Genomic DNA, 20,151 nt, shown 5'->3' with positions numbered 1-20,151 from the left:
TATAGTTGCGTTCACGTAACGATATTTCCATGCGCCGCGCATGCGGGGGGTCGCATTATTCGGGTGGCTTTGGCTGCTGCTTGCGGCGATTCCACAATCACGCCTCGAAGCCAGCGTATTCGATCAAGACGACCGGATTACCGAGGCCACGGCGGCGCACAGCGCCACTTCGCCGATCGGCGTGATGTGGGCGGACAAGCTCGCCACCGGCTTCCTCGTCAGTCCCTGCCACGTGCTTTCGGTCCGGCATGTTTTTGAAGGCCCTGCGCCGGCAATCGGTCGACGTGCGGTGTTCAGCGCCGACGCGAAGGACGCGGATCACTGGACGGCAAGCTGGGGGAGCGTGGTGGCCGCTGGCGAGATCGAGGGCGATCCCGCCGATTACGATGCCCAGCGCGCAGCCGACTGGGTCTTGCTGCGCCTCGACAAATGCATCGGCAAGAAACTCGGCTTTGTGACTCTGGCACCCGGCGAACCCTCGCTGGCGCGCGACTTGATGTCGGCGGGCTATCCCTATGACCGGCGCGAAAGCGGCGGGATCACCATCGACCCGGCGTGCCGCGTCGCCGGCACCCGAGAGCGCGTTTGGCTCAACGATTGCGCTGCGCTCGCCGGCAATTCGGGCAGCCCGATCTTCAGCGAGGTGCCGCGAAACGGCCGCACGGTGCTTTACGTCTACGCGATGCAATCGGCGGCGCATGACTCGCGCACGCCGATCCCGTTCAACCCGGCGCGGGCGAATGTCGCGACGCCGATGTCGGGAATCATCCCGCACATCGAGGCGCTGATCGGGCGAGCGCATATCAAGAGCGCTGTGGATCAGCCGATGGAGATCGCCGGCCTCAACGAGGCCAAGCGCGACTAGGCGTCGATGAGGAGCCGCCGCGCCGAGCGGCGCTCGGGCAGGATCATCGTCGTGCCGGAAGCGGCATCGAGATCCGCATCATCCATCCGGCGCCAGCCATCGCGGCCGAGGCGCTCCAGCGGCCGGAACGCCGTCTTGTAGGCCATGCGCGTCGAGCCTTCGACCCAATAGCCGAGGTAGACGTACGGCAGGCCAGCCCGCGCGGCGCGGATGATATGGTCGAGGATGATGTAGGTGCCGAGGCCCTTGCGAGCGTCTGGGCCGACGTCGAAGAAGCTGTAGATCATCGACAGGCCGTCGCTCTGCTGGTCGCTGAGGCAGGCGCCGACCAGGCGGCCGGGCTTACCGTCGACCGACGGCTCGCGATATTCGATGACGAAGGTGCGGACGGGCGTTTGCTCGACCATGTCGGCGAAATCGCCCTCGTCCATCTCGGCCATCCCGCCGCCGGGGTGGCGCTGGGCCAAGTAGCGTCGGAGCAGCTGATATTGCTCCTCGCTGGTCCACGGCTTGCACGCCGTGACCTCGAGGTCGGCGTGGCGGCGGAGCAGCTTGCGTTGAGTCGCGTTGGCCCCGAACTCGCCGGCCAGCACGCGGACCGACACGCACGCCGAGCAATCGATGCAGCTCGGGCGATACGCGACCGACTGGCTGCGACGGAAACCGATCCGGCCGAGCGCTTCGTTCAATTCGCTGGAATGACGGCCGTTAAGCTCGGTGAAGACCTTCCGCTCGACCTTGCCCGGAAGATACGGGCACGGGCTCGGGTTCGTCACAAAAAACTTGGGAAAGCGGAAGGGTGCGCTCACCCGGGACCTCGCTCAACTGGTTACCGACCTCTTTATGCGGCTGGTAAACGCCGATGAAAAGGGTCCGGACGCGCCAAACTCGACAGAAGGCGGGCACTGTCCCGCCAAGGGACAGGAAATCAGTCGAGCTGAGCGCGCTCGACCTGGAAGCCGGCGCCTTCGAGTCGCGCCACGACATCGTCGATCGCCTGCGCGTCGCGCGCCTCGCATTCGACTTCGATCAGCGTGTCCTTGGCCGGCAGCCGGGTGAAGATGCGGCTGTGGTTGATCTCGATGATGTTGACGCGCGCCTCGTGGAACTTGGCGGTGATCGCGGCGAGCGCTCCAGGCCGGTCTTCGGCGCTGACCCGGAGCCGCGCGATGCGGCCCTGGCGAACGAGGTCGCGGACCAGCACGTTCGCAAGCAAATGCGTGTCGATATTGCCGCCGCACAGCAGCGTCGCGACCTTCTTGCCCTTGTAGCGCTCGGCGTCCGACAAGATGGCGGCGAGACCGGCCGCGCCTGCGCCTTCGACAACCGTCTTCTCGATGCCGACGAGCATGGCGACCGCGCGCTCGAGATCGCGTTCGGGCACCAGCACGACATCGTTGGCAAGCTCGCGCAGGATCCGCGACGTCAGCTCACCCGGCTGCTTGACCGCAATGCCTTCGGCGAGCGTGTCGCCACCGAGGTTCATGTTGCAGCCCTGAATCTCGCATTTCATCGACGGGTAAAGCTCGGCCTCGACCCCAATCAGCTCGATATCCGGCTTCACCGCGCGCGCGGCGATCGAAATGCCCGACATAAGCCCGCCGCCACCGATCGGCACCACGATCGTGTCCAGGTCGGGCGCGTCCTCCAGCATTTCGAGGCCCACCGTCCCCGCCCCGGCAATGATCTGCGGATCGTCGAACGCGTGGACGAAGACATAGCCCTTTTCGAGCGCCAGCTCGCGCGCCTTGGCGAAGGCATCGTCGACGATCTGGCCGTAGAGGACGACTTCGGCGCCATGGCCCGCCGTCTGCGTCACCTTCACCGTCGGAGTCGGCTCCGGCATCACGATCACCGCGGGGATGCCGAGGCGCTTGGCATGATAGGCGACCGCCTGCGCGTGATTGCCGGCCGACGCCGCAATAACTCCGCGCGCGCGTTCCTCGGGCGTCAGCTGCAGCAATTTGTTGAGCGCGCCGCGTTCCTTGTAGGCGGCGGTGAATTGGAGGTTCTCGAACTTCAGCCAGATTTCCGCGCCGATGATCTCCGACAAGGTCTGGCTGACCAGCATCGGCGTCCGCACGACCTGGCCGCCGATGCGCTCGCGCGCGGCGCGGATATCGTCGATCGTCGGCGGCTGCATGGAAGTCGTCTTGAGCACGGACGCGGGACTAGCCCTTCGCGGCGGCGCAAACAATGCTATGCCAGCGTAATGATCAAGCCGCTCCTCGCGCTCACCGCGCTGCTTTCGACGTCGGCCCTGGCCGACACTTTGGTCACCAATGTCAACGGCATCCAGGCCGGCAGCGACGGCCAGCTCCAGCATTTCAGCGGGCTCATCATCGCGAACGACGGTAAGGTCAAAACACTTCTCACCGGCCCGCCTCCCCCAATCACTTTCGACCATACAGTGGACGGCCACGGCCAGACGCTGCTGCCGGGACTCATCGACGGCCACGGGCACGTCATCGATCTCGGCTTCTACGCCCTTCGGCTAGACGTGACCGGCGTCCAATCGCTGGCCGAATTCCAGCAGCGGTTGCGCGACTATGCGGCCGCGCATCCGGATACCAAATGGATCCTCGGCGGCGGCTGGAACCAGGAATTGTGGCCGGTGAAGAAATTCCCGACCACCGCCGACCTCGATGCAATCGTTTCCGATCGACCGGTCGTGCTCGAGCGTGTCGACGGCCATGCGATCGTCGCCAACAGCGCAGCGATGAAGGCGGCCGGGGTGACGGCGGCAACCCAGGCGCCAGCCGGCGGCGAAATCCACGACGGCGTGTTCGTCGATAATGCCGAACGGCTGATCAACGATGCGATCCCGAAGCCTACTGCTTCGGAGAATGATCAGGCGCTCGCCAAGGCCCAGGAAATCCTGCTCGGCTATGGCGTGACCGGCGTCGGTTCGATGAGCACCCGCGTCGCCGACTGGGAGGCCTTCAAGCGCGCCGGCGCCGCTGGCACGCTGAACGTCCGGCTGATGAGCTATCTGTCAGGGACGGAGTCGATGACGGCGGTGCCCAAGCCGACCGGCTGGCTCTATGGCGACCGCCTGCGCGTGGTCGGGATCAAATTGTTCGCGGACGGCGCGCTCGGTTCGCGCGGTGCGTGGCTGAAGCAGCCATATGCCGACAAGCCGGAATCGCGCGGCCTGCAATTCCATTCCGATGCCGAGCTGCTGAAGCTTGCCGACACGGCGGCTTCGCACGGCTTCCAGGTTGCGACCCATGCGATCGGCGATGCCGCCAACGCCCAGGTGATCACCGTCTACGAGCAATTGTCGAAGAAATATGGCGCTGACCGTCGCTGGCGCATCGAGCATTTCCAGATCGTCGATCCGGCCGACATCGCTCGCCTCGCGCCGGCCGGGATTATCGCGTCGATGCAGCCCACCCACCAGACGAGTGACCGGCTGATGGCCGAAGCGCGGCTTGGGCCGAACCGGCTGGCGGGCGCTTATGCCTGGCAAACGGTGCTCAAGGATGGCGCGCGCCTGGCATTTGGCACCGACTTCCCCGTCGAGAATCCGAACCCCTTCCCGGGCCTCGCCGCCGGAATCAGCCGCCAGGACATGAACGGCCAGCCGCCGGGTGGCTGGATCCCATCCGAGCGCCTGACCTTCGCGCAAGACCTTTATGCCTACACACGCGGCTCGGCCTACGCCGGCTTCGCCGAGGACAAGATCGGCGCGCTTGAGCCCGGAAAATATGCCGACTTCATCCTGGTTGACCGCGATCCGACCAAGGTTGACCCGGTTTCGCTCGGAAATACGCAGGTTCTCGAGACCTGGGTCGGCGGTAAAAGGGTGTTCGAGCGCGCCCCTAGCGCTTCGGCTGCGCCTGAGCGCGGGAGATAAGCATTCCGGGCGTCAGGACCTGCGGCAACTCTTCCGGCGCCTCTCCCGGTCGGTACCATAGGTAGAGCGGCACGCCGGCCCTGCCGCGGCTTTCGAGGAAGCGCGTGATCGCCGGGTCGCCGTTGGTCCAGTCGCCGGCGAGAACTTTCACGCCCGCCTTCCTGAACGCGTCGCGCACCTCGCTCCGGTCGATCGCCGCCTCTTCATTGACCTTGCAGGTGAGGCACCAGTCGGCGGTGAAATAAACGAACACCGGCTTGCCCTGCGCGGTGTAGTTCGCGACCTTCGCCTCGCTCCACGCCTCGGCACCAACCGGGGCCTGTCTCTGCGTTGACCAATGCGGCGGTGCAATCACAAGACCCTCAACTAGGATCGCACCGATTGCGAAGAGCGCGATCCACTGGAGGTTCCATTCACCTCTCTGGCTGCGACCAAAAATCGCGAAGACCACTAGCAGGAGGATCGACAGCAAGGCCGCATCGAAAAGCGCTCCATCGCCCGCTTGACGGTAGAGGAGCCACAGCGCAGCAACGGCGCTTGCGGCCATCGGGATGGCGAGGAAGCGCTGGAGGCGCTTCATCCAGCGCCCCGGCCTGGGCAAGCGATCCTGCAGCGCCGGGATCAGGGCCACAGCCAGGAAAGGCAAACCAAGGCCAAGTCCTAGCGCGGCGAACACCGCGATCGACCCGGCCAGCGGAAGTAGCAATGCTGTGCCGAGCGCGGCGCCGAGGAATGGTCCGGCACATGGTGTCGCGACGAATGCGGCAAGCGCTCCCGTGCCGAAGCTGCCCGCCGGGCGAGCGCCGCCGCCGAGCACGGGAAGCTCGAACAGGCCGAGCAGGTTCGCCGTGATCGCGACCGCCAGCAGCAGCAACAGCATGATCGTTCGCGGATCCTGGAGCTGGAATGCCCAGCCCGCCTCCGCTCCCGCCGCCCGAATGGCGAGCAGCACGCCGCCAAGCGCGCCCGTGCCGACGATTGTGCCCGCAGTATAGGCCAGGGCATCGCGCCGCGCGTGCCCCTTGTCCTCGCCAGCGCGGGCGAGGTGCAGCGCCTTCAACGCGAGGATGGGAAAGACACAGGGCATCAGGTTCAAGAGGATCCCGCCGAGGATCGCTGCAAGCACCGCCCACAGCACCGCCCTGGCACCGAGCGCGCCGATCTCGCTGCCCCCTTCCGGAACCAGGCCGGCGAGCGCGTGAAATTGCAGACCTTTCCCGTCGCCGATCGCGATCACGCCGTCGAAATGGTCGGTCGGCAGGCCGGTCGTCGGCACCTCCGCGACAAGCTGGTCGCCAACGCGGCGGAAGGATTGCTGTGCTTCGTAATCGACCACGCGATCCGTCATCGCAAACACGTAGGGCTGATCGACGGTGACCGACGCCGGGAGCGGGATCGCGACCCTCAGCTTGCCACCTTGCGAGGCATAATGGGCCGGCGTGACGAGCGGTTGCGGGAGCGCGCGCCGCCACGCGTCGAATTGAGCGCGGTTGGGCGCTCCGCTGCCGACAGGTAGGTCGAGCGACAGTTCCCCTTGCTCGGGCACGCAGACCTTGTCGGTGCAGGCGAGCCAATGCGCTTCAGCGCGGATCGGGATGGTGCCGCGCGCGTCCGCCGGCACCTTCAACCGAACGAGCACCGCATAATCCTGCTCGTAGACGTAGTTCATTAGGCCGGCGACGGTCAGGCGCGTTGGAACGGGGTAACGCAGCGAACCGGCGGAGAAGCCTTTCGGCAGCTGCCATTTCACGTTCATCGGCAGGCCGGCGTCGCCTGGGTTAAGCCAATAACCATGCCAGCCGGGGTTGGTGCGCATGTGCAGCGCAAGGTCGACCTCCCCGCCGGGTGTCGCCGGTCCTTCCGCAACGAGTTCCGGCTCAATCCCGCGCGCTTGCGCCATCGCGGGCGCGAGCAGGAGCGTGAGAAGAAGGATCAGGCGGCGGAGCATGTTTCGCTGTGCCCGTAACGAGCGCGGCAGTTCAATCCAAGTTCGGCCGCAGCCAGCGTTCGGCCTGCTCAACGCTGGCGCCATAGCGCGCGGCATAATCCTCGAGCTGATCGCGGCCGATCCGCGCGACGCCGAAATACTGGCTGTCGCGATGGCCAAAATAGAACCCCGACACCGCTGACGTCGGAAGCATCGCAAAATTCTCGGTCAGCGTGACTTCGCCCGGGTTTCCGCCAAGCATCTGGAACAGCACAGGCTTCAGGCTGTGGTCGGGGCAAGCGGGATAGCCCGGCGCTGGGCGGATGCCCTGATATTTCTCGCGGATCAGCTGCTCGTTCGACAGATGCTCTTCGGCATAGCCCCACAACCGCTGGCGTACTTCCGCATGCAGGACCTCGGCAAAGCTTTCGGCGAGCCGGTCGGCGAGCGCCTTCAATAGGATGTCGGAATAATCGTCATGCGCTTCCTTGAAGCGCTCGAGGTGCGGTTCGAGGCCGTGAATGCCGACCGCGAAGCCGCCGATCCAGTCTTCGCCGTCGGGGCTGATGAAGTCGGCGAGGCACAGGTTCGCGCGGCCTTCGCGCTTCTTCACCTGCTGGCGAAGGAAGGGCAGCCGCGTCCAATCATTGCCGACGAGGACGAGCACGTCGTCGCCTTCCCGCTTGCAACGCCACAGGCCGACGGTGGCCTTGGGCGTGACCCAGCGTTCGGCGATGATCTTCTCAAGCATCTCTTGCGCGTCGGCGAACAAGTTGGTCGCGCTCTCGCCGACGACCGGGTCGTCGAGGATCGCAGGGTAATTGCCGGCAAGTTCCCACGCGCGGAAGAAGGGCGTCCAGTCGATCGAGGCGCGCAGGTCCTTCAATGGCCAGTCGCCGAAGCTGTGCAGGCCCTGATAGGCGGGCGCGGGCGCCTGGCCCGACGGATCGTAAGCGAAGGCGTTAGCGCGCGCTTCCTCGAGGCTCGCAAGCTCGCTCTGGCCGCTGCGCTCGCGCGATTTCCGCAGCTTGTCGTAGTCGTCGGCGGTGACTGCGATCAGCGGCTCGCGCTGCGTATCCGACACCAGGCTCGACGCGACGCCGACCGCGCGGCTGGCGTCGACCACGTGGATCACCGGCCCTTCGTACGCCGGGTCGATGCGCAGTGCGGTGTGCGCCTTGCTCGTTGTCGCACCACCGATGAGCAACGGCGTCGACAGGCCGAGCCGCTGCATCTCGCCCGCGACGGTCACCATTTCGTCGAGGGACGGGGTGATCAGGCCCGACAAGCCGATCATGTCGGCCTGGTTGTCGTTCGCGGCCTGGAGGATGTCCTGCCACGGCACCATGACGCCGAGGTCGATCACCTCGAAGCCGTTGCACTGCAGGACCACGCCGACGATATTCTTGCCGATGTCGTGGACGTCGCCCTTCACGGTGGCCATGACGATCCGGCCCTTGCCTTGGGTTGCGCCGGTCTTTTCCTTCTCCGCCTCGATGAACGGGATCAGGTGGGCGACCGCGCGCTTCATCACACGGGCCGACTTCACCACCTGGGGCAAGAACATCTTGCCGCTGCCGAACAGGTCGCCGACGACGTTCATCCCGTCCATCAGCGGGCCTTCGATGACCTCGATCGGGCGGCCACCGCTGTCGGCGAGCTGCTGCCGCGCTTCCTCGGTATCGTCGACGATATGCGCGTCGATGCCCTTCACCAGCGCGTAGGACAATCGCTCGCCGACCGGCAACGAGCGCCACTCGGCAAGCTTCTTCTCTTCCGCTTCGTCAGTGCCCTTGAAGCGCTCGGCAAGCGCGATGAGCCGCTCGGTTGCATCGTCGCGGCGATCGAGGATCACATCTTCGCACGCCTCTCGAAGCTCAGGATCGATCTGGTCGTAAACGTCGAGCTGACCCGCGTTGACGATGCCCATGTCCATCCCCGCCGGAATGGCGTGATAGAGAAAAACACTGTGCATGGCGCGGCGCACGGGCTCGTTGCCGCGAAACGAGAAGCTGAGGTTGGACAGGCCGCCTGAAATATGCGTGCCTGGGCAGCGCCGGCGGATCTCGCGCGACGCCTCGATGAAGTCGATCGCATAGCGGCGATGCTCGTCGATGCCGGTCGCCACCGCGAAGATGTTGGGGTCGAAGATGATGTCGCTCGGCGAAGTGCCGTCGGCGGTCAGCAGACGGTATGCACGCTCGCAAATCTCGACCTTCCGGAGCTCCGTGTCGGCCTGACCGACCTCATCGAAGGCCATGACCACAACTGCGGCGCCATAGGCACGGCACTTGCGCGCGAGCTCAAGGAACGGCCCCTCGCCTTCCTTCATCGAGATCGAATTGACGATCGGCTTTCCCGACACGCATTTCAGGCCGGCTTCGATCACGCTCCATTTCGAGCTGTCGATCATCACTGGCACGCGCGCGATATCCGGCTCGGCCGCGATGCGCTTGAGGAAGGTCGTCATTGCGGCTTCACTGTCGAGCAAGGCCTCGTCGACGTTGACGTCGATGATCTGCGCACCGTTTTCGACCTGGTCGCGCGCGACCTCGACCGCCGCGTCATAATCGCCGGCCAGGATCAGCTTCTTGAAACGCGCCGAGCCGGTGACGTTGCAGCGTTCGCCGATATTGACGAAGCGCGCGCCCGCGCCGGCTTGCTCGACCTTGCTCAGCTCCACCTTCAGGCCGCGATCAGCATCGGTTCGAGCCCGGCGAGCAAGGTGCCCGCGGGAGCGGCCGGAACGGCGCGCGGCGTGCAATCGCGCGCCGCCCCGGCAATTGCGGCGATGTGCTGCGGGGTTGTCCCGCAGCAGCCGCCGACGACGTTGACGAGCCCGCTTTCGACCCACTCGCGGACCTGCGCCGCGGTTTCTTCCGCGGCCTCGTCATATTCTCCAAGCTCATTGGGAAGGCCCGCGTTCGGGTAGGCCATGACCAACGTGTCCGCGACCGCCGACAGGGCGGCCAGGTGCGGGCGCAGCTGCGCGGCGCCGAACGAGCAATTGAGGCCGACGGTGATCGGGCGCGCATGGCGCACCGAGGCCCAAAATGCCTCGACCGTGTGGCCCGAAAGATTGCGCCCGCTAAGGTCGGTCAGGGTCATGGAGATCATGAGCGGAAGCGCGCGGCCGAGCGCCTGCTCCGCTTCCAATGTCGCCATGATCGCTGCCTTGGCGTTCAGCGTGTCAAAGATCGTCTCGATGAGTATGAAATCGACTCCGCCTTCGACCAAAGCATCGACCTGTTCGCGATAGACGGCTTTGACCTGGTCGAAATCGACCTCGCGGAAGGCGGGGTCGTTGACGTTGGGCGACAGCGACAGCGTCTTGTTGGTCGGGCCCATCGCCCCCGCGACCCAGCGCGGCTTGCCGTCTTTTGCGGTGTAGCGGTCCGCGACTTCGCGGATGATCCGTGCCGAGGCTCGGTTCATCTCCGCGGTCAATTCCTCCGCGCCATAATCGGCTTGGCTGATGCGGTTGCCATTGAACGTATTGGTCGCGAGGATTTCGGCACCAGCCTCGGCGAAGGCTTCGCACGTGGCCCGAACGATCTGCGGCTGCGTGATGTTGATGAGGTCGTTGTTGCCCTTCTGGTCGCGCAGCAGGTCGAGCCCGGCACAATAGTCGCTGGCTGACAATCGCTCGGCCTGGATCGCGGTGCCGTAAGGCCCGTCCTTGATCAGGATGCGTTTGGCCGCAGCAGCGCGGAAGGTTTCAGTGGCGCTCATGCTTTCGCCCTTACGCCCAGCAGATGACAGATCGCGTAGCTGAGCTCCGCGCGGTTGAGCGTGTAGAAATGGAAGTGGCGAACGCCACCCGCGTAAAGCTGGCCGCACAGTTCCGCCGCGACCGTCGCTGCGATCAGCTGTCGCGCGGCAGGCAGGTCGTCCAAGCCCTCGAATAGCTCGTTGAGCCAAGGCGGAATGCTGGCCCCACACAGGTCTGCAAAACGGCGCGTGGTGGCGACGTTCGAGACCGGCAGGATCCCGGGGACGATCTCGACATCGATCCCGGCGTCGGCGGCCTCGTCGCGGAAGCGGAAGAAGCAATCGGCCGAGAAGAAGAACTGCGTAATCGCGCGGTCGGCGCCGGCGTCGACCTTGCGCTTCAGATTCTCGAGGTCGAACGCCCGCGACGAGGAATCCGGATGCACTTCGGGATACGCCGCGACGGAAATGTCGAACGGTGCGACCTGCTTGAGGCCGGCGACCAGCTCGACCGCGTCGCGATAGCCTTCGGCATGGGGCTGATACTTCGAACCCGGCTCAGAGGAGTCGCCGCGCAGCGCGACGATGTTGCGAACGCCAAGGTCCCAATAATCGCGAGCGATTGAATCGATCTCGTCCTTGCTTGCCCCGACGCAGGTCAAATGCGCGGCGGGCGTCAGCGAAGTCTCCTTGAGGATGCGCTCGACCGTTTGGTGCGTGCGCTCACGAGTCGACCCGCCAGCGCCGTAGGTGACCGAGACGAAACGCGGCTCGAGCGGCGCGAGTGTCTGGATCGAGCTCCACAGAGTCTCGGCCATGGCCTCGCTTTTCGGCGGGAAAAATTCGAAGCTGACCTGGATGTCGCCGCGCGCTTCGGCGAACAGCGGCAGGTGATGACTGAGGCGCTCGAAGGCGTTCATGCCGCCTTCCTTTCCGACAGAGCTTCCTTGACGCCGCGCCACAAGGTCACAGTGAGTTCACCGCCCTTGAGGTGACGGATTTCATCGACCGTCAATCCGGCCGCCGAAAACCAGCCGCTCATCGCCTCATCCTCAAAGCCGAGCCGGATGTGGGCGTCGCGCTCGCGCAGCTCCTCGCGGTCGTGCGCCGCGAAATCCACGACCAGCAGGGTGCCGCCCGGCGCAAGCACGCGCGCGGCCTCCGCGATCGCCGATGCCGGCGAGTGCGCATAGTGGAGCACCTGATGGATCACGATCGTGTCTGCGCTGCTGTCGGCGAGCGGCAGCGCGTACATGTCGCCTTGGCGCAAACTCGACGCGATCCCCGCAGCCTCAAGCTTTACCCGCGCTAGTCGTAGCATCTCCGACGACCGGTCGATCCCGATGGCCTGGCTCGCGCGCGGACCGAACAACTCGATCATGCGGCCCGTGCCGGTACCGATGTCGACCAGCCGGCCGAGGGGACGTCGGCCGAGGCTGCGATCGATTGCCTGCTCGACATCGCATTCGGCCACATGGAGCGACCTGATCCGATCCCAAACATCGGCGATGCCCGCGAAGTGACGCGACGCCGCTTCGGCGCGCTCGGCGCGGATTTTTTCGGTGCGAGCCGCGTCGGACGAGAAAAGCGCGCGGGTCGATGCGTCAGCCCAAAGATCGATGAGCGCGAACATCGCTTCGAGATCATGAGAATCGGCGAGCGTTAGGAAAACCCAGCTTCCTTCCTTGCGCCGCTCGAGTACGCCGGCGTCCGCAAGGATCTTCAGGTGGCGCGAAACGCGCGGCTGGCTTTGGGCGAGGATTTGAGCGAGCTCGCCCACCGACAATTCCATCAACCGCAGCAAAGCGACGATCCGCAGCCGCGTCGGGTCGGCCAGGGCCTGGAATCGATCAGCGAGCGGAAGGGCGACGTTCACCAGATAAGGATATAAAGATATCTTTATATGGTCAAATCAACCTTTCGAAATAATCCCTTGTACGCAGGTAGAGATTGCCGCTATGCCCGCCGGTCTGGCCTGGACGACTCGCACGGGCAGGCCGACGCTGGGTCTTAGGACCCTCTAAGAAGGGAGTGGAACGATCATGAAGAAAGTTGCTCTGACCGTTGCGGTCCTCGCGCTCGGCCTCGCCGCGTGCCAGAAGAACGCCGACAACGCCGCCGCCAACGAGACTGCGGTCGAGAACAATGCAGACGCGGACGTCAACGCCGCGACCAACGACGCCGCCGCCAGCGCCGATGCCGCGCTGAACGCTGCGGGCAACGCTGCTGATGCCGCCGGCAACGCCGTCGACAACGCCAGCAATGCTGTCGCGAACGCTACGACGAACGGCTAATCGTTCTTCTAAAGCGATAAAGGAAAGGGCCGTCCTTCGGGGCGGCTCTTTTTTTGTCTTCGCCCGAAGTGATACTTTGGGCGAGTGAGAAAGCTTCCGTTCGCCCTTCTGCTACTGGTTGCGTCTTGCAGGGATACAGCCCCGCCCCAGCCCAGCGCCGCGCAATCCGCGCAGCTGAATGAAGCCGAGGACATGCTGAACGCTGAAGCAGCCAAAGAGAAAGGGCCGGAGGATCGCTCCCCCGGCCCTTCCAATTCGTCGGATTAAGCGACTGGCTTAGAAGTCCATTCCGCCCATGCCGCCCATGCCGCCGCCGGCCATCGCCGGAGCAGGCTTGTCTTCCGGCGCATCGGCGATCGACGCTTCCGTGGTGATCAGGAGCCCAGCGACGCTGGCTGCGTCCTGCAGAGCCGCACGAACCACCTTGGTCGGATCGATCACGCCAGCCTTGACCAGGTTCTCGTAAACCTCGGTCTGGGCATTGAAGCCAAGCGTCGGGTCATTGCCGTCGATCAGCTTGCCGGCCACCACCGCGCCATCGTGGCCCGAATTCTCGGCAATCTGCCGGAGGGGCGACTGGAGCGCCTTGCGGATGATGTCGATGCCACGGGTCTGGTCATCGTTCTCGCCCTTGAGGCCATCGAGGGCCTTGGTGGCGTAAAGCAGCGCAGTTCCTCCGCCCGGAACGATGCCTTCCTCGACCGCGGCGCGGGTCGCGTGGAGCGCGTCATCGACGCGGTCCTTGCGCTCCTTCACCTCGACCTCGGAAGCACCGCCGACCTTGATCACTGCAACGCCGCCGGCGAGCTTCGCCAACCGCTCCTGCAGCTTCTCACGGTCATAGTCGGACGTCGTCGACTCGATCTGTTGGCGGATGGCGCCGACCCGGGCCTCGATGTTCTCGCGGGTGCCATTGCCGTCGACGATCGTCGTGTTGTCCTTGTCGATCGTGATGCGCTTGGCCTGGCCGAGCATGTTCAGCGAGACGGTCTCCAGCTTGATGCCGAGATCCTCGCTGATCATCTCGCCCCCGGTGAGGATCGCAATGTCCTCGAGCATCGCCTTGCGGCGATCGCCGAAGCCCGGCGCCTTCACGGCCGCAACCTTGAGGCCGCCGCGCAGCTTGTTGACCACCAGGGTCGCGAGCGCTTCGCCCTCGATGTCCTCGGCGATGATCAGCAGCGGACGGCCGCTCTGGACCACGGCTTCCAGGATCGGAAGCATCGCCTGGAGGTTCGACAACTTCTTCTCGTGGATCAGGATGTAGGGGTCGCTAAGCTCGACCTGCATCTTTTCCGGGTTGGTGATGAAGTAAGGCGACAGGTAACCGCGGTCGAACTGCATGCCTTCGACGACGTCGAGCTCAAACTCGAGGCCCTTGGCTTCCTCGACGGTAATCACGCCTTCCTTGCCGACCTTTTCCATCGCTTCCGCGATTTTCTCGCCGACTTCCTTGTCGCCGTTTGCCGAAATGATACCGACCTGGGCGATCTCCTGGCTGCCCGACACATCCTTCGAGCGGCTCTTGAGGTCCGCGACAACCTTGGTGACGGCAATGTCGATGCCGCGCTTCAGGTCCATCGGGTTCATGCCGGCCGCAACCGACTTCATGCCCTCGCGAACAATCGCCTGGGCGAGAACGGTCGCGGTGGTGGTGCCGTCGCCGGCGAGATCGTTGGTCTTCGAGGCCACTTCACGCACCATCTGCGCGCCCATGTTCTCGAACTTGTCCTTGAGTTCGATTTCCTTGGCGACGGTAACGCCGTCCTTGGTGATGCGCGGCGCTCCGAAACTCTTGTCGATCACGACGTTGCGGCCCTTGGGGCCCAGAGTCACTTTCACCGCATTGGCGAGGATATCGACGCCGGCGAGAATGCGCTCACGCGCGTCGCGGCTGAATTTCACGTCTTTGGCTGCCATCTGGCTACCCTTTCCTGACTTCGGCTTTGAACAGGTTCACAGCCGGGGAATTGAATTAATTGAGGAAGATCCCGAGCCGGCTGGCGTCAGCCAACAATGCCCAGAATGTCGCTTTCCTTCATGATGATCAGGTCTTCACCGTCGATCTTGACCTCGGTGCCCGACCACTTACCGAACAGGATCTTGTCGCCGGCCTTGACGTCGAGAGGCGTGAGCTTGCCCTCTTCGGACTTGGCGCCGGCGCCGACGGCGACGACTTCGCCTTCCTGCGGCTTTTCCTTGGCGGTGTCGGGAATGATAATCCCGCCCGCAGTCTTTTCGTCAGCCTCGACCCGGCGGACGAGGACGCGGTCGTGAAGCGGCCTGAAACCCATAGGTTGAACCCTCTTTAACAGCTTGGTTGAACTTCTTCCGTTGGCACTCCCGATGCGAGAGTGCCAACGATGCCGCGCATGTGGTTGCGCGCCGTTCATCTGTCAACGGCGGCACGTACCGATTTTGTTTAGGCGGTTGCGGGCTGGGTCAGGTCGAGGTCGAGAATGACTTCGTCGCGCAGGACGATGCCATCGAGCTCCAGCGGGACGTAACCGCGCTCCGCCGAGTAGAAGTCACGAATGATGCGCTGAATGCGAAACCCCAGCCGCTGGTAGAATTTCAGGGCCAGAATGCTCGCCGCAGCGGTGGCGAGGACCACGGATCGCCCACCGCGGGCGCGGCAATAATCGCAGGCCGCCGTAATGAGTCGGGCGCCGATCCCCCGGGATCGACGGTCCTCTCGTACGGCTAGGCTCTTGATCTCGAATATACCCTCCTCGTCCGTTTCGACGACGAGCGCGTGCCCGATGATCCTGCCCTCCTCCACGGCAACCAGCACCTCACCGAGGTCGCGGTAGCTGGCGATTTGGTCTTCGGAATCGTCCGCCTCGGCAAAAAGCGGCTGCAGGGCTTCGCGGGGACCTTGATGAAGGCGGATCTCCATGGCCACTATTCGCGCCGCGAACGCCGAGGGTTACTTCGAAATCAAGCCGATCCGATCGCGCAAGATCCACCGCGCTAGCATCAGCACCGCCACGGCGGCCAGCCCGCTGGCGAGCCCGATCCAGATGCCGACGCCCTTCCAGTCCGCGCCGAACGCGAGCCATGCCCCGACGCCAAGCCCGACACCCCAATAGCCGACCAGAGCGAAAATCAGCGGCCAGCGCGTGTCGTGCAGTCCGCGCAACATGCCCGCGCCAATCACCTGCGCGCCGTCGACCAGCTGGAAGGCGGCCGCGACCTTGAGGAAGCTGATCGCTAGCAGGATCACGCCCGCGTTTTGCGGCAGATCGTCCAGGAACAGGGTCACCAGAGTGCGCGGGTACAGCCACATGCCGAGCGCCATCGCGCCCATGAAGCCGACGCCTATCACCCAGGCGGTCCAGCCCGCGCGGGCGATGCCCGCATTGTCGCCTCTGCCGAGCGCTAGCCCGACTCGCACCGTCGCCGCCTGGCCCAGTCCCAGCGGCACCATGAAGGTGATGGCCGCAAGCTGCAGCGCGATGGCGTGGGCAGCGACGGCGGGCGCGCCGATCCAGCCCATGAAATAAGCGGCGAGCGCGAACACGCCCATTTCCAGTGCCATCGTGACGCCGATCGGCCAGCCCAAGCGGACCATGGCCATCGTTCGCTGACCGTCGAACCGCCAGAAGCGCCCGAACAGGTGGAAGCGACGGAAGCGCTTTTCGGTCAGCACGACGGCAACCAGCGCTGCGCACATCGCTAGCCAGGTCAGCGTGCTGCCGAGACCGCCCCCGATGAGCCCGAGCGCGGGCAGACCAAAATGGCCGAAGATCAGCGCCCAGCTCAGCAATGCGTTGACCGCAATTCCTGCAATGCTCAGCCAGAGCACGATTCTCGGCCGCTCGAGCGCGGCGACGAAATTGCGGAGAAGCTGGAACAGCAGCCACGGCGCGGTGCACCACATATAGGCGCGAAGGAAGGTCTGACCCTGGCTGGCTAGCTCGTCGGAAATTCCGAATGCGCGCATGATCGAGCCGACGTGCCACAGCACCAACCAGTAAGGCGGCAGCATCATCGCGATGAGCCACAGGCCTGCGCGAAACGTCCGCCGAACATCACGCACCGCATTGAAACGCTGCCCAAGCGCAGTCGCCATCATCGGCGAAGAGGCGATGATCAGGCCCAGCATCAGCAGGTTGAAGGTAAAGGTCAGGTTGAGCGCCAGCGTTGCTGCCGCCAATTGCGTCGCACCGAGACGGCCCATGAGGAGCACGTCGGTTGCCTGGATCACCTGCTGGGTGAGGTTGGCGAGGATCAGCGGCCAGGCGAGCGCCAGCGTCGAGCGCAACTCATCGCGCCACGCATTTTTTGGCTCTGCCGCTGTAATTTTGACCCCGCCGTGCATAGCTAGGCGCCTAGCTGTAAGGCCGGGGTTCGGCTAGCGCAGCCGAGCAACAGTCGAGGCACTCAAATGAAGTTCGTTCGCGCAATCTGGAAGCTGCTGGTGGGGATCAAGGACGCGCTCGTCCTGATCTTTATGCTGCTGTTTTTCGGCATGATCTACGCAGCGCTGTCGGCGCGTCCGGCCCCGGTGAAGGACGGCGTCCTCGACCTCAACCTCAATGGCAGCGTGGTCGAGCAGCCCGCCAAAGCCAGCTGGTCGGAGGTCGCGGGTGGGTCGAGGCTCGATCAATACCGGCTGCGCGACCTCATTGCAGCGCTGGGCAAGGCCAAAGACGACAGCAGGGTGAAGGCGGTCGCGCTTGACCTCGACGGCTTTACTGGAGGCGGCCAGACCGCGATCGGCGACCTCGCCGACGCCGTTCGCGCGGTGCGCGCGGCGGGCAAACCGGTGGTCGCTTACGGCGTCGGCTACACCGACGACAGCTATCAGCTCGCCTCCGCGGCGTCGGAGATCTGGCTCAACCCGCTCGGCGCGGTCCTGATCGCAGGCCCTGGCGGATCGAACCTCTATTACAAGGGCTTGCTTGATAAGCTCGGCGTTACCGCGAACGTCTATCGCGTCGGCACCTACAAGTCGGCGGTCGAACCATACATCCGGAACGACATGTCGCCCGAAGCCAGGCAGAATTACGAGGCGCTCGATCATGCGACGCTTGAAGCGTGGCGGCAGAGCGTGAAGCAGGCGCGGCCCAAGGCCAACGTCGACCTGTTCCTCCAGAACACGAACGCGGCCGTTGCTGCCGCGGGCGGAGACATGGCCAAGGCCGCGCTCTCGGCGGGCCTGGTCGACAAGATCGGTGACCGAACCGCCTTCGAAGCGCGTCTGGGCCAGCTCGGCGGCACCAAGAATGCCGATGCCGAGGCGGGTTTCAGCCGGATAAAGCTCGCGTCCTATGTCCGCGACGTGGTGGACGAAAAGCCGAGCGGCCCGATCGGCGTCGTGACGATCGCGGGCCTGATCGTTGACGGCAAGGCGGGCCCCGGCACCGCGGGTGGCGACACGATCGCCAAGGAGATTGCGACGGGCGTCGACAAAGGCGTCAAGGCGTTGGTTGTGCGGGTCGATAGCCCGGGCGGATCGGTGCTCGCCTCCGAACGCATTCGCCAGGCGCTCCTCAACGCCAAGGCCGACGGAATCCCGGTGGTCGTATCGATGGGCAGCGTCGCTGCTTCAGGCGGCTACTGGGTTTCGACCCCGGCCGACTTCATTTATGCCGAGCCGTCGACCATCACCGGTTCGATCGGCGTGTTCGGCGTCCTGCCGAGCTTTCAAGGAACCTTGCAGAAGCTGGGTATCGGCGCCGACGGAGTTAAGACGACCCCGCTGTCTGGCGAGCCCGACCTGCTTAAGGGACCGTCGCCCGAAGCGAGCCAGCTGATCCAGGGCGGCGTGAACGCAATGTATGCGCGGTTCATCAACTTGGTCGCCCAATCGCGCCACAAGAGCCCGCAGCAGATCGACGCGATCGCGCAGGGTCGAGTGTGGGATGGCGGTATGGCTCACCAGCTTGGCCTCGTCGACGGCTTCGGAGGAATGAACGAGGCGATCGCCAAGGCAGCCGAGCTGGCCAAGCTCGGCGACGACCGCAGTGTTCGCTATCTCGAGCCCCCGCTCAGCTTCCGCGACGAACTGCTTCAATCGCTTTCGGATGAGGACAGCGATAGCGCCGCGCCGGAAGATGCCTTCGCCATGCTATCGCGCAAATCCCAGCAGCAGATCGCCGCAGTGATAGGCGAGGTCCAGTCGATGCTCGACGGGCCGAGCATCCAGGCCCGGTGCCTGGAATGCCAGGTCAGCGCTCCGGCGCCCCTCAAGGTGCGCGACAAGAGCTTGCTGGAGCTGATCGCGAACTGGCTTAGCTAGGGCGCTGACTTCCGCCGAGTTACCGCGACGCGCGTAAAGACCAGGGGCTTATCCAGCTGACCCGTCTTGTCCGGAACAAGCGATCGCACCTCATAGTGGTCGGCATCGATCAGCCGCCATTCGGAGTCGATCGCCTGTTCGGGCTTATCGGGCGAGGCCCGCATGTCCCCGGTAAAGCCGAGCATCCTGTCGGCCGACCCAACCTTCCCCTGACCCACTCCACCTAGCGAATTGTAATAAGTGAAAACGAGGTCGGGGCCGTCAGCGCTGTAGATGGTCTCACCGGCATAGACGGTCTTGCCGCTCTCCTGAACTTCGTGCCGGTCACGAACATGCGCGCCGCCGTACATCGGCTCGAAGCAATGTACGTCGCGCACGGTCGGGCTGAAGTCGGCACGCCAGCAGGCGTCCAGGAAGGGCTTGAACGATGATAGGTCCGCCGGCTGCGAAACCACTTGGGATGCGAGTAGGAGAGCGGCGATCATTCCGCCGACATAGCAGCGGATCCCGACTAGCTTAAGCGGGCGGCGATCGCCTTCAGCGTCTCGGGTGGGCGATCGATGATATCGCCGTGCGACACGATGATCCGCCTCAGGTCGGGGATTTCCGCCCACTGACGCAGCTGACGCGCGAGGGCGGCCTTGTCGTTGACGAGCAACCAGCGCACCTCGCGCGCCATCTGCGGCCGCTTGACCCCGAACCCAAATACCCGGGCGAAGATTTTTGCGCCGAGCCCCTTGGGATGGCGGACGTGCGAGATGAGGTCGTTGACCACCAGGGTCGATCCGCGGTCGCGACGGATCAGCAGCACGCTCTCGGCTCGCCGAGTCCCGTCGGCGATCACAAGGCTGACCGCGTCATCGCCCATGACATCACTAGTCGCATCGACCTTCACCGCTTGCGCAACTCGCTTCTTCGCTCCGGGCGGACAGAGGATTTTGGCCTGCGGATAGCGCTGCTTCCAGATCTGCGCGTCGAGGCGATGGAAGCCGTTCGGGACCACGATGAACTTCGGGGTGCCGAACGCTTCGATCTCCCGCATGGCCGGCTCGTGAAGCGCGACGGGGCTAAATACGACCGAGCCGCCCGCCTCAAGCGCCGCGACGGTCATGCGCCTCGGAAAGGTCCCCAGCGGCATGTGGATTTCGCCTTCGACGCTGAGGATCCCGTCGTCGATGGTTCCGACGGGGCCGTGGGGAAAAACTGTCCATTCGGTGTGAAAGCCGGGCATGGACCCCTGAACGCCTC

The 20,151-nt window shown here is 64.7% G+C and carries 17 protein-coding genes; 4 read left to right on the top strand and 13 right to left on the bottom strand.

The annotated features are described in order from the left end of the window. Positions 1-40: 40 nt before the first annotated feature. Complete coding sequence (locus AC4K8G_RS10950) at positions 41-865, top strand: trypsin-like serine peptidase (RefSeq protein WP_491734183.1); 825 nt, start codon at positions 41-43, stop codon at positions 863-865. Here AC4K8G_RS10950 and AC4K8G_RS10945 read toward each other — a convergent pair. Together AC4K8G_RS10945 and AC4K8G_RS10940 are read right to left on the bottom strand one after the other, a co-directional pair. Then, positions 862-1,674: an arginyltransferase gene (locus AC4K8G_RS10945; RefSeq protein ID WP_491734182.1), complete on the bottom strand. Its 813-nt coding sequence runs from the start codon at positions 1,672-1,674 to the stop codon at positions 862-864. The two genes, AC4K8G_RS10950 and AC4K8G_RS10945, sit on opposite strands and share 4 nt — an antisense overlap. A 119-nt stretch (positions 1,675-1,793) precedes the next feature. Beyond that, the gene (locus tag AC4K8G_RS10940) at positions 1,794-3,008 is read right to left on the bottom strand and encodes a threonine ammonia-lyase (RefSeq protein ID WP_491734454.1); all 1,215 of its coding nucleotides are present in this window, start codon (positions 3,006-3,008) and stop codon (positions 1,794-1,796) included. A 69-nt stretch (positions 3,009-3,077) separates the two neighbouring features. Here AC4K8G_RS10940 and AC4K8G_RS10935 point away from each other — a divergent pair, with 69 nt between their 5' ends. Continuing rightward, positions 3,078-4,724 (top strand): amidohydrolase, encoded by a 1,647-nt coding sequence (locus AC4K8G_RS10935; RefSeq protein ID WP_491734181.1) that lies wholly within the window; start codon positions 3,078-3,080, stop codon positions 4,722-4,724. On the opposite strand, the gene AC4K8G_RS10930 is transcribed toward AC4K8G_RS10935, so the two are convergent. The 5 genes from AC4K8G_RS10930 to AC4K8G_RS10910 are packed head-to-tail and all read right to left on the bottom strand — an operon-like array spanning position 4,690 to position 12,238. Further along, on the bottom strand, positions 4,690-6,672 hold the full coding sequence (locus AC4K8G_RS10930; RefSeq protein ID WP_491734180.1) for a protein-disulfide reductase DsbD family protein: 1,983 nt from the start codon (positions 6,670-6,672) through the stop codon (positions 4,690-4,692). The genes AC4K8G_RS10935 and AC4K8G_RS10930 overlap by 35 nt on opposite strands. A gap of 31 nt (positions 6,673-6,703) precedes the next feature. Further along, positions 6,704-9,334, bottom strand: a complete 2,631-nt coding sequence (metH, locus tag AC4K8G_RS10925) for a methionine synthase (RefSeq protein WP_491734179.1) — start codon at positions 9,332-9,334, stop codon at positions 6,704-6,706. A gap of 2 nt (positions 9,335-9,336) precedes the next feature. Continuing rightward, positions 9,337-10,383 (bottom strand): homocysteine S-methyltransferase family protein, encoded by a 1,047-nt coding sequence (locus AC4K8G_RS10920; RefSeq protein WP_491734178.1) that lies wholly within the window; start codon positions 10,381-10,383, stop codon positions 9,337-9,339. Beyond that, positions 10,380-11,282, bottom strand: a complete 903-nt coding sequence (gene metF / locus AC4K8G_RS10915) for a methylenetetrahydrofolate reductase (RefSeq protein WP_491734177.1) — start codon at positions 11,280-11,282, stop codon at positions 10,380-10,382. The genes AC4K8G_RS10920 and metF overlap by 4 nt, the downstream gene beginning before the upstream one ends. Further along, positions 11,279-12,238: an ArsR/SmtB family transcription factor gene (locus AC4K8G_RS10910; RefSeq protein ID WP_491734176.1), complete on the bottom strand. Its 960-nt coding sequence runs from the start codon at positions 12,236-12,238 to the stop codon at positions 11,279-11,281. Before AC4K8G_RS10910 ends, metF begins: the two co-directional genes overlap by 4 nt. 166 nt (positions 12,239-12,404) lie before the next feature. On the opposite strand from AC4K8G_RS10910, the gene AC4K8G_RS10905 reads away from it, so the two are divergent. Beyond that, a complete protein-coding gene (locus tag AC4K8G_RS10905) occupies positions 12,405-12,656 on the top strand; it encodes a circumsporozoite protein (protein ID WP_491734175.1) in 252 nt (83 codons plus the stop codon). A gap of 276 nt (positions 12,657-12,932) precedes the next feature. Here AC4K8G_RS10905 and groL read toward each other — a convergent pair whose 3' ends face one another. The 4 genes from groL to AC4K8G_RS10885 all read right to left on the bottom strand — a co-directional run bounded on the left by groL (position 12,933) and on the right by AC4K8G_RS10885 (position 16,980). Continuing rightward, entirely contained in the window at positions 12,933-14,576 is a 1,644-nt protein-coding gene (gene groL / locus AC4K8G_RS10900; protein WP_491734174.1) for a chaperonin GroEL, read from the bottom strand. Positions 14,577-14,662: 86 nt separating this feature from the next. Further along, positions 14,663-14,950: a co-chaperone GroES gene (groES, locus tag AC4K8G_RS10895; protein WP_491734173.1), complete on the bottom strand. Its 288-nt coding sequence runs from the start codon at positions 14,948-14,950 to the stop codon at positions 14,663-14,665. Between the two features lie 128 nt (positions 14,951-15,078). Then, positions 15,079-15,555 carry a GNAT family N-acetyltransferase gene (locus AC4K8G_RS10890; protein ID WP_491734453.1) on the bottom strand — a complete coding sequence of 159 codons (477 nt, stop codon included), beginning with the start codon at positions 15,553-15,555 and terminating at the stop codon, positions 15,079-15,081. Between the two features lie 30 nt (positions 15,556-15,585). Continuing rightward, complete coding sequence (locus AC4K8G_RS10885) at positions 15,586-16,980, bottom strand: MATE family efflux transporter (RefSeq protein ID WP_491734172.1); 1,395 nt, start codon at positions 16,978-16,980, stop codon at positions 15,586-15,588. A 66-nt stretch (positions 16,981-17,046) separates the two neighbouring features. Between AC4K8G_RS10885 and sppA the strand changes: the two genes are divergently transcribed. Then, positions 17,047-18,903 (top strand): signal peptide peptidase SppA, encoded by a 1,857-nt coding sequence (sppA, locus tag AC4K8G_RS10880; protein ID WP_491734171.1) that lies wholly within the window; start codon positions 17,047-17,049, stop codon positions 18,901-18,903. Here sppA and AC4K8G_RS10875 read toward each other — a convergent pair. Beyond that, positions 18,900-19,388 (bottom strand): hypothetical protein, encoded by a 489-nt coding sequence (locus tag AC4K8G_RS10875; protein WP_491734170.1) that lies wholly within the window; start codon positions 19,386-19,388, stop codon positions 18,900-18,902. The two genes, sppA and AC4K8G_RS10875, sit on opposite strands and share 4 nt — an antisense overlap. 26 nt (positions 19,389-19,414) lie before the next feature. Beyond that, positions 19,415-20,134, bottom strand: a complete 720-nt coding sequence (locus AC4K8G_RS10870) for a hypothetical protein (RefSeq protein ID WP_491734169.1) — start codon at positions 20,132-20,134, stop codon at positions 19,415-19,417. Positions 20,135-20,151 lie beyond the last annotated feature (17 nt).

Source organism: Sphingomonas sp. SP3 (genome assembly GCF_058514305.1).
This window is presented reverse-complemented; position numbering and strand designations above follow the sequence as displayed.

What these genes read in the sequence shown, in the direction of transcription:
- AC4K8G_RS10930 (WP_491734180.1), bottom strand. Translation starts at nt 6,672, where the DNA reads ATGCTCCGCCGCCTGATCCTTCTTCTCACGCTCCTGCTCGCGCCCGCG.
- metF (WP_491734177.1), bottom strand. Translation starts at nt 11,282, where the DNA reads ATGAACGCCTTCGAGCGCCTCAGTCATCACCTGCCGCTGTTCGCCGAA.
- AC4K8G_RS10940 (WP_491734454.1), bottom strand. Translation starts at nt 3,008, where the DNA reads ATGCAGCCGCCGACGATCGACGATATCCGCGCCGCGCGCGAGCGCATC.
- AC4K8G_RS10905 (WP_491734175.1), top strand. Translation starts at nt 12,405, where the DNA reads ATGAAGAAAGTTGCTCTGACCGTTGCGGTCCTCGCGCTCGGCCTCGCC.
- groL (WP_491734174.1), bottom strand. Translation starts at nt 14,576, where the DNA reads ATGGCAGCCAAAGACGTGAAATTCAGCCGCGACGCGCGTGAGCGCATT.
- groES (WP_491734173.1), bottom strand. Translation starts at nt 14,950, where the DNA reads ATGGGTTTCAGGCCGCTTCACGACCGCGTCCTCGTCCGCCGGGTCGAG.
- AC4K8G_RS10935 (WP_491734181.1), top strand. Translation starts at nt 3,078, where the DNA reads ATGATCAAGCCGCTCCTCGCGCTCACCGCGCTGCTTTCGACGTCGGCC.
- AC4K8G_RS10950 (WP_491734183.1), top strand. Translation starts at nt 41, where the DNA reads ATGCGGGGGGTCGCATTATTCGGGTGGCTTTGGCTGCTGCTTGCGGCG.
- AC4K8G_RS10875 (WP_491734170.1), bottom strand. Translation starts at nt 19,388, where the DNA reads ATGATCGCCGCTCTCCTACTCGCATCCCAAGTGGTTTCGCAGCCGGCG.
- sppA (WP_491734171.1), top strand. Translation starts at nt 17,047, where the DNA reads ATGAAGTTCGTTCGCGCAATCTGGAAGCTGCTGGTGGGGATCAAGGAC.
- AC4K8G_RS10890 (WP_491734453.1), bottom strand. Translation starts at nt 15,555, where the DNA reads ATGGAGATCCGCCTTCATCAAGGTCCCCGCGAAGCCCTGCAGCCGCTT.
- AC4K8G_RS10920 (WP_491734178.1), bottom strand. Translation starts at nt 10,383, where the DNA reads ATGAGCGCCACTGAAACCTTCCGCGCTGCTGCGGCCAAACGCATCCTG.
- AC4K8G_RS10885 (WP_491734172.1), bottom strand. Translation starts at nt 16,980, where the DNA reads ATGCACGGCGGGGTCAAAATTACAGCGGCAGAGCCAAAAAATGCGTGG.
- AC4K8G_RS10870 (WP_491734169.1), bottom strand. Translation starts at nt 20,134, where the DNA reads ATGCCCGGCTTTCACACCGAATGGACAGTTTTTCCCCACGGCCCCGTC.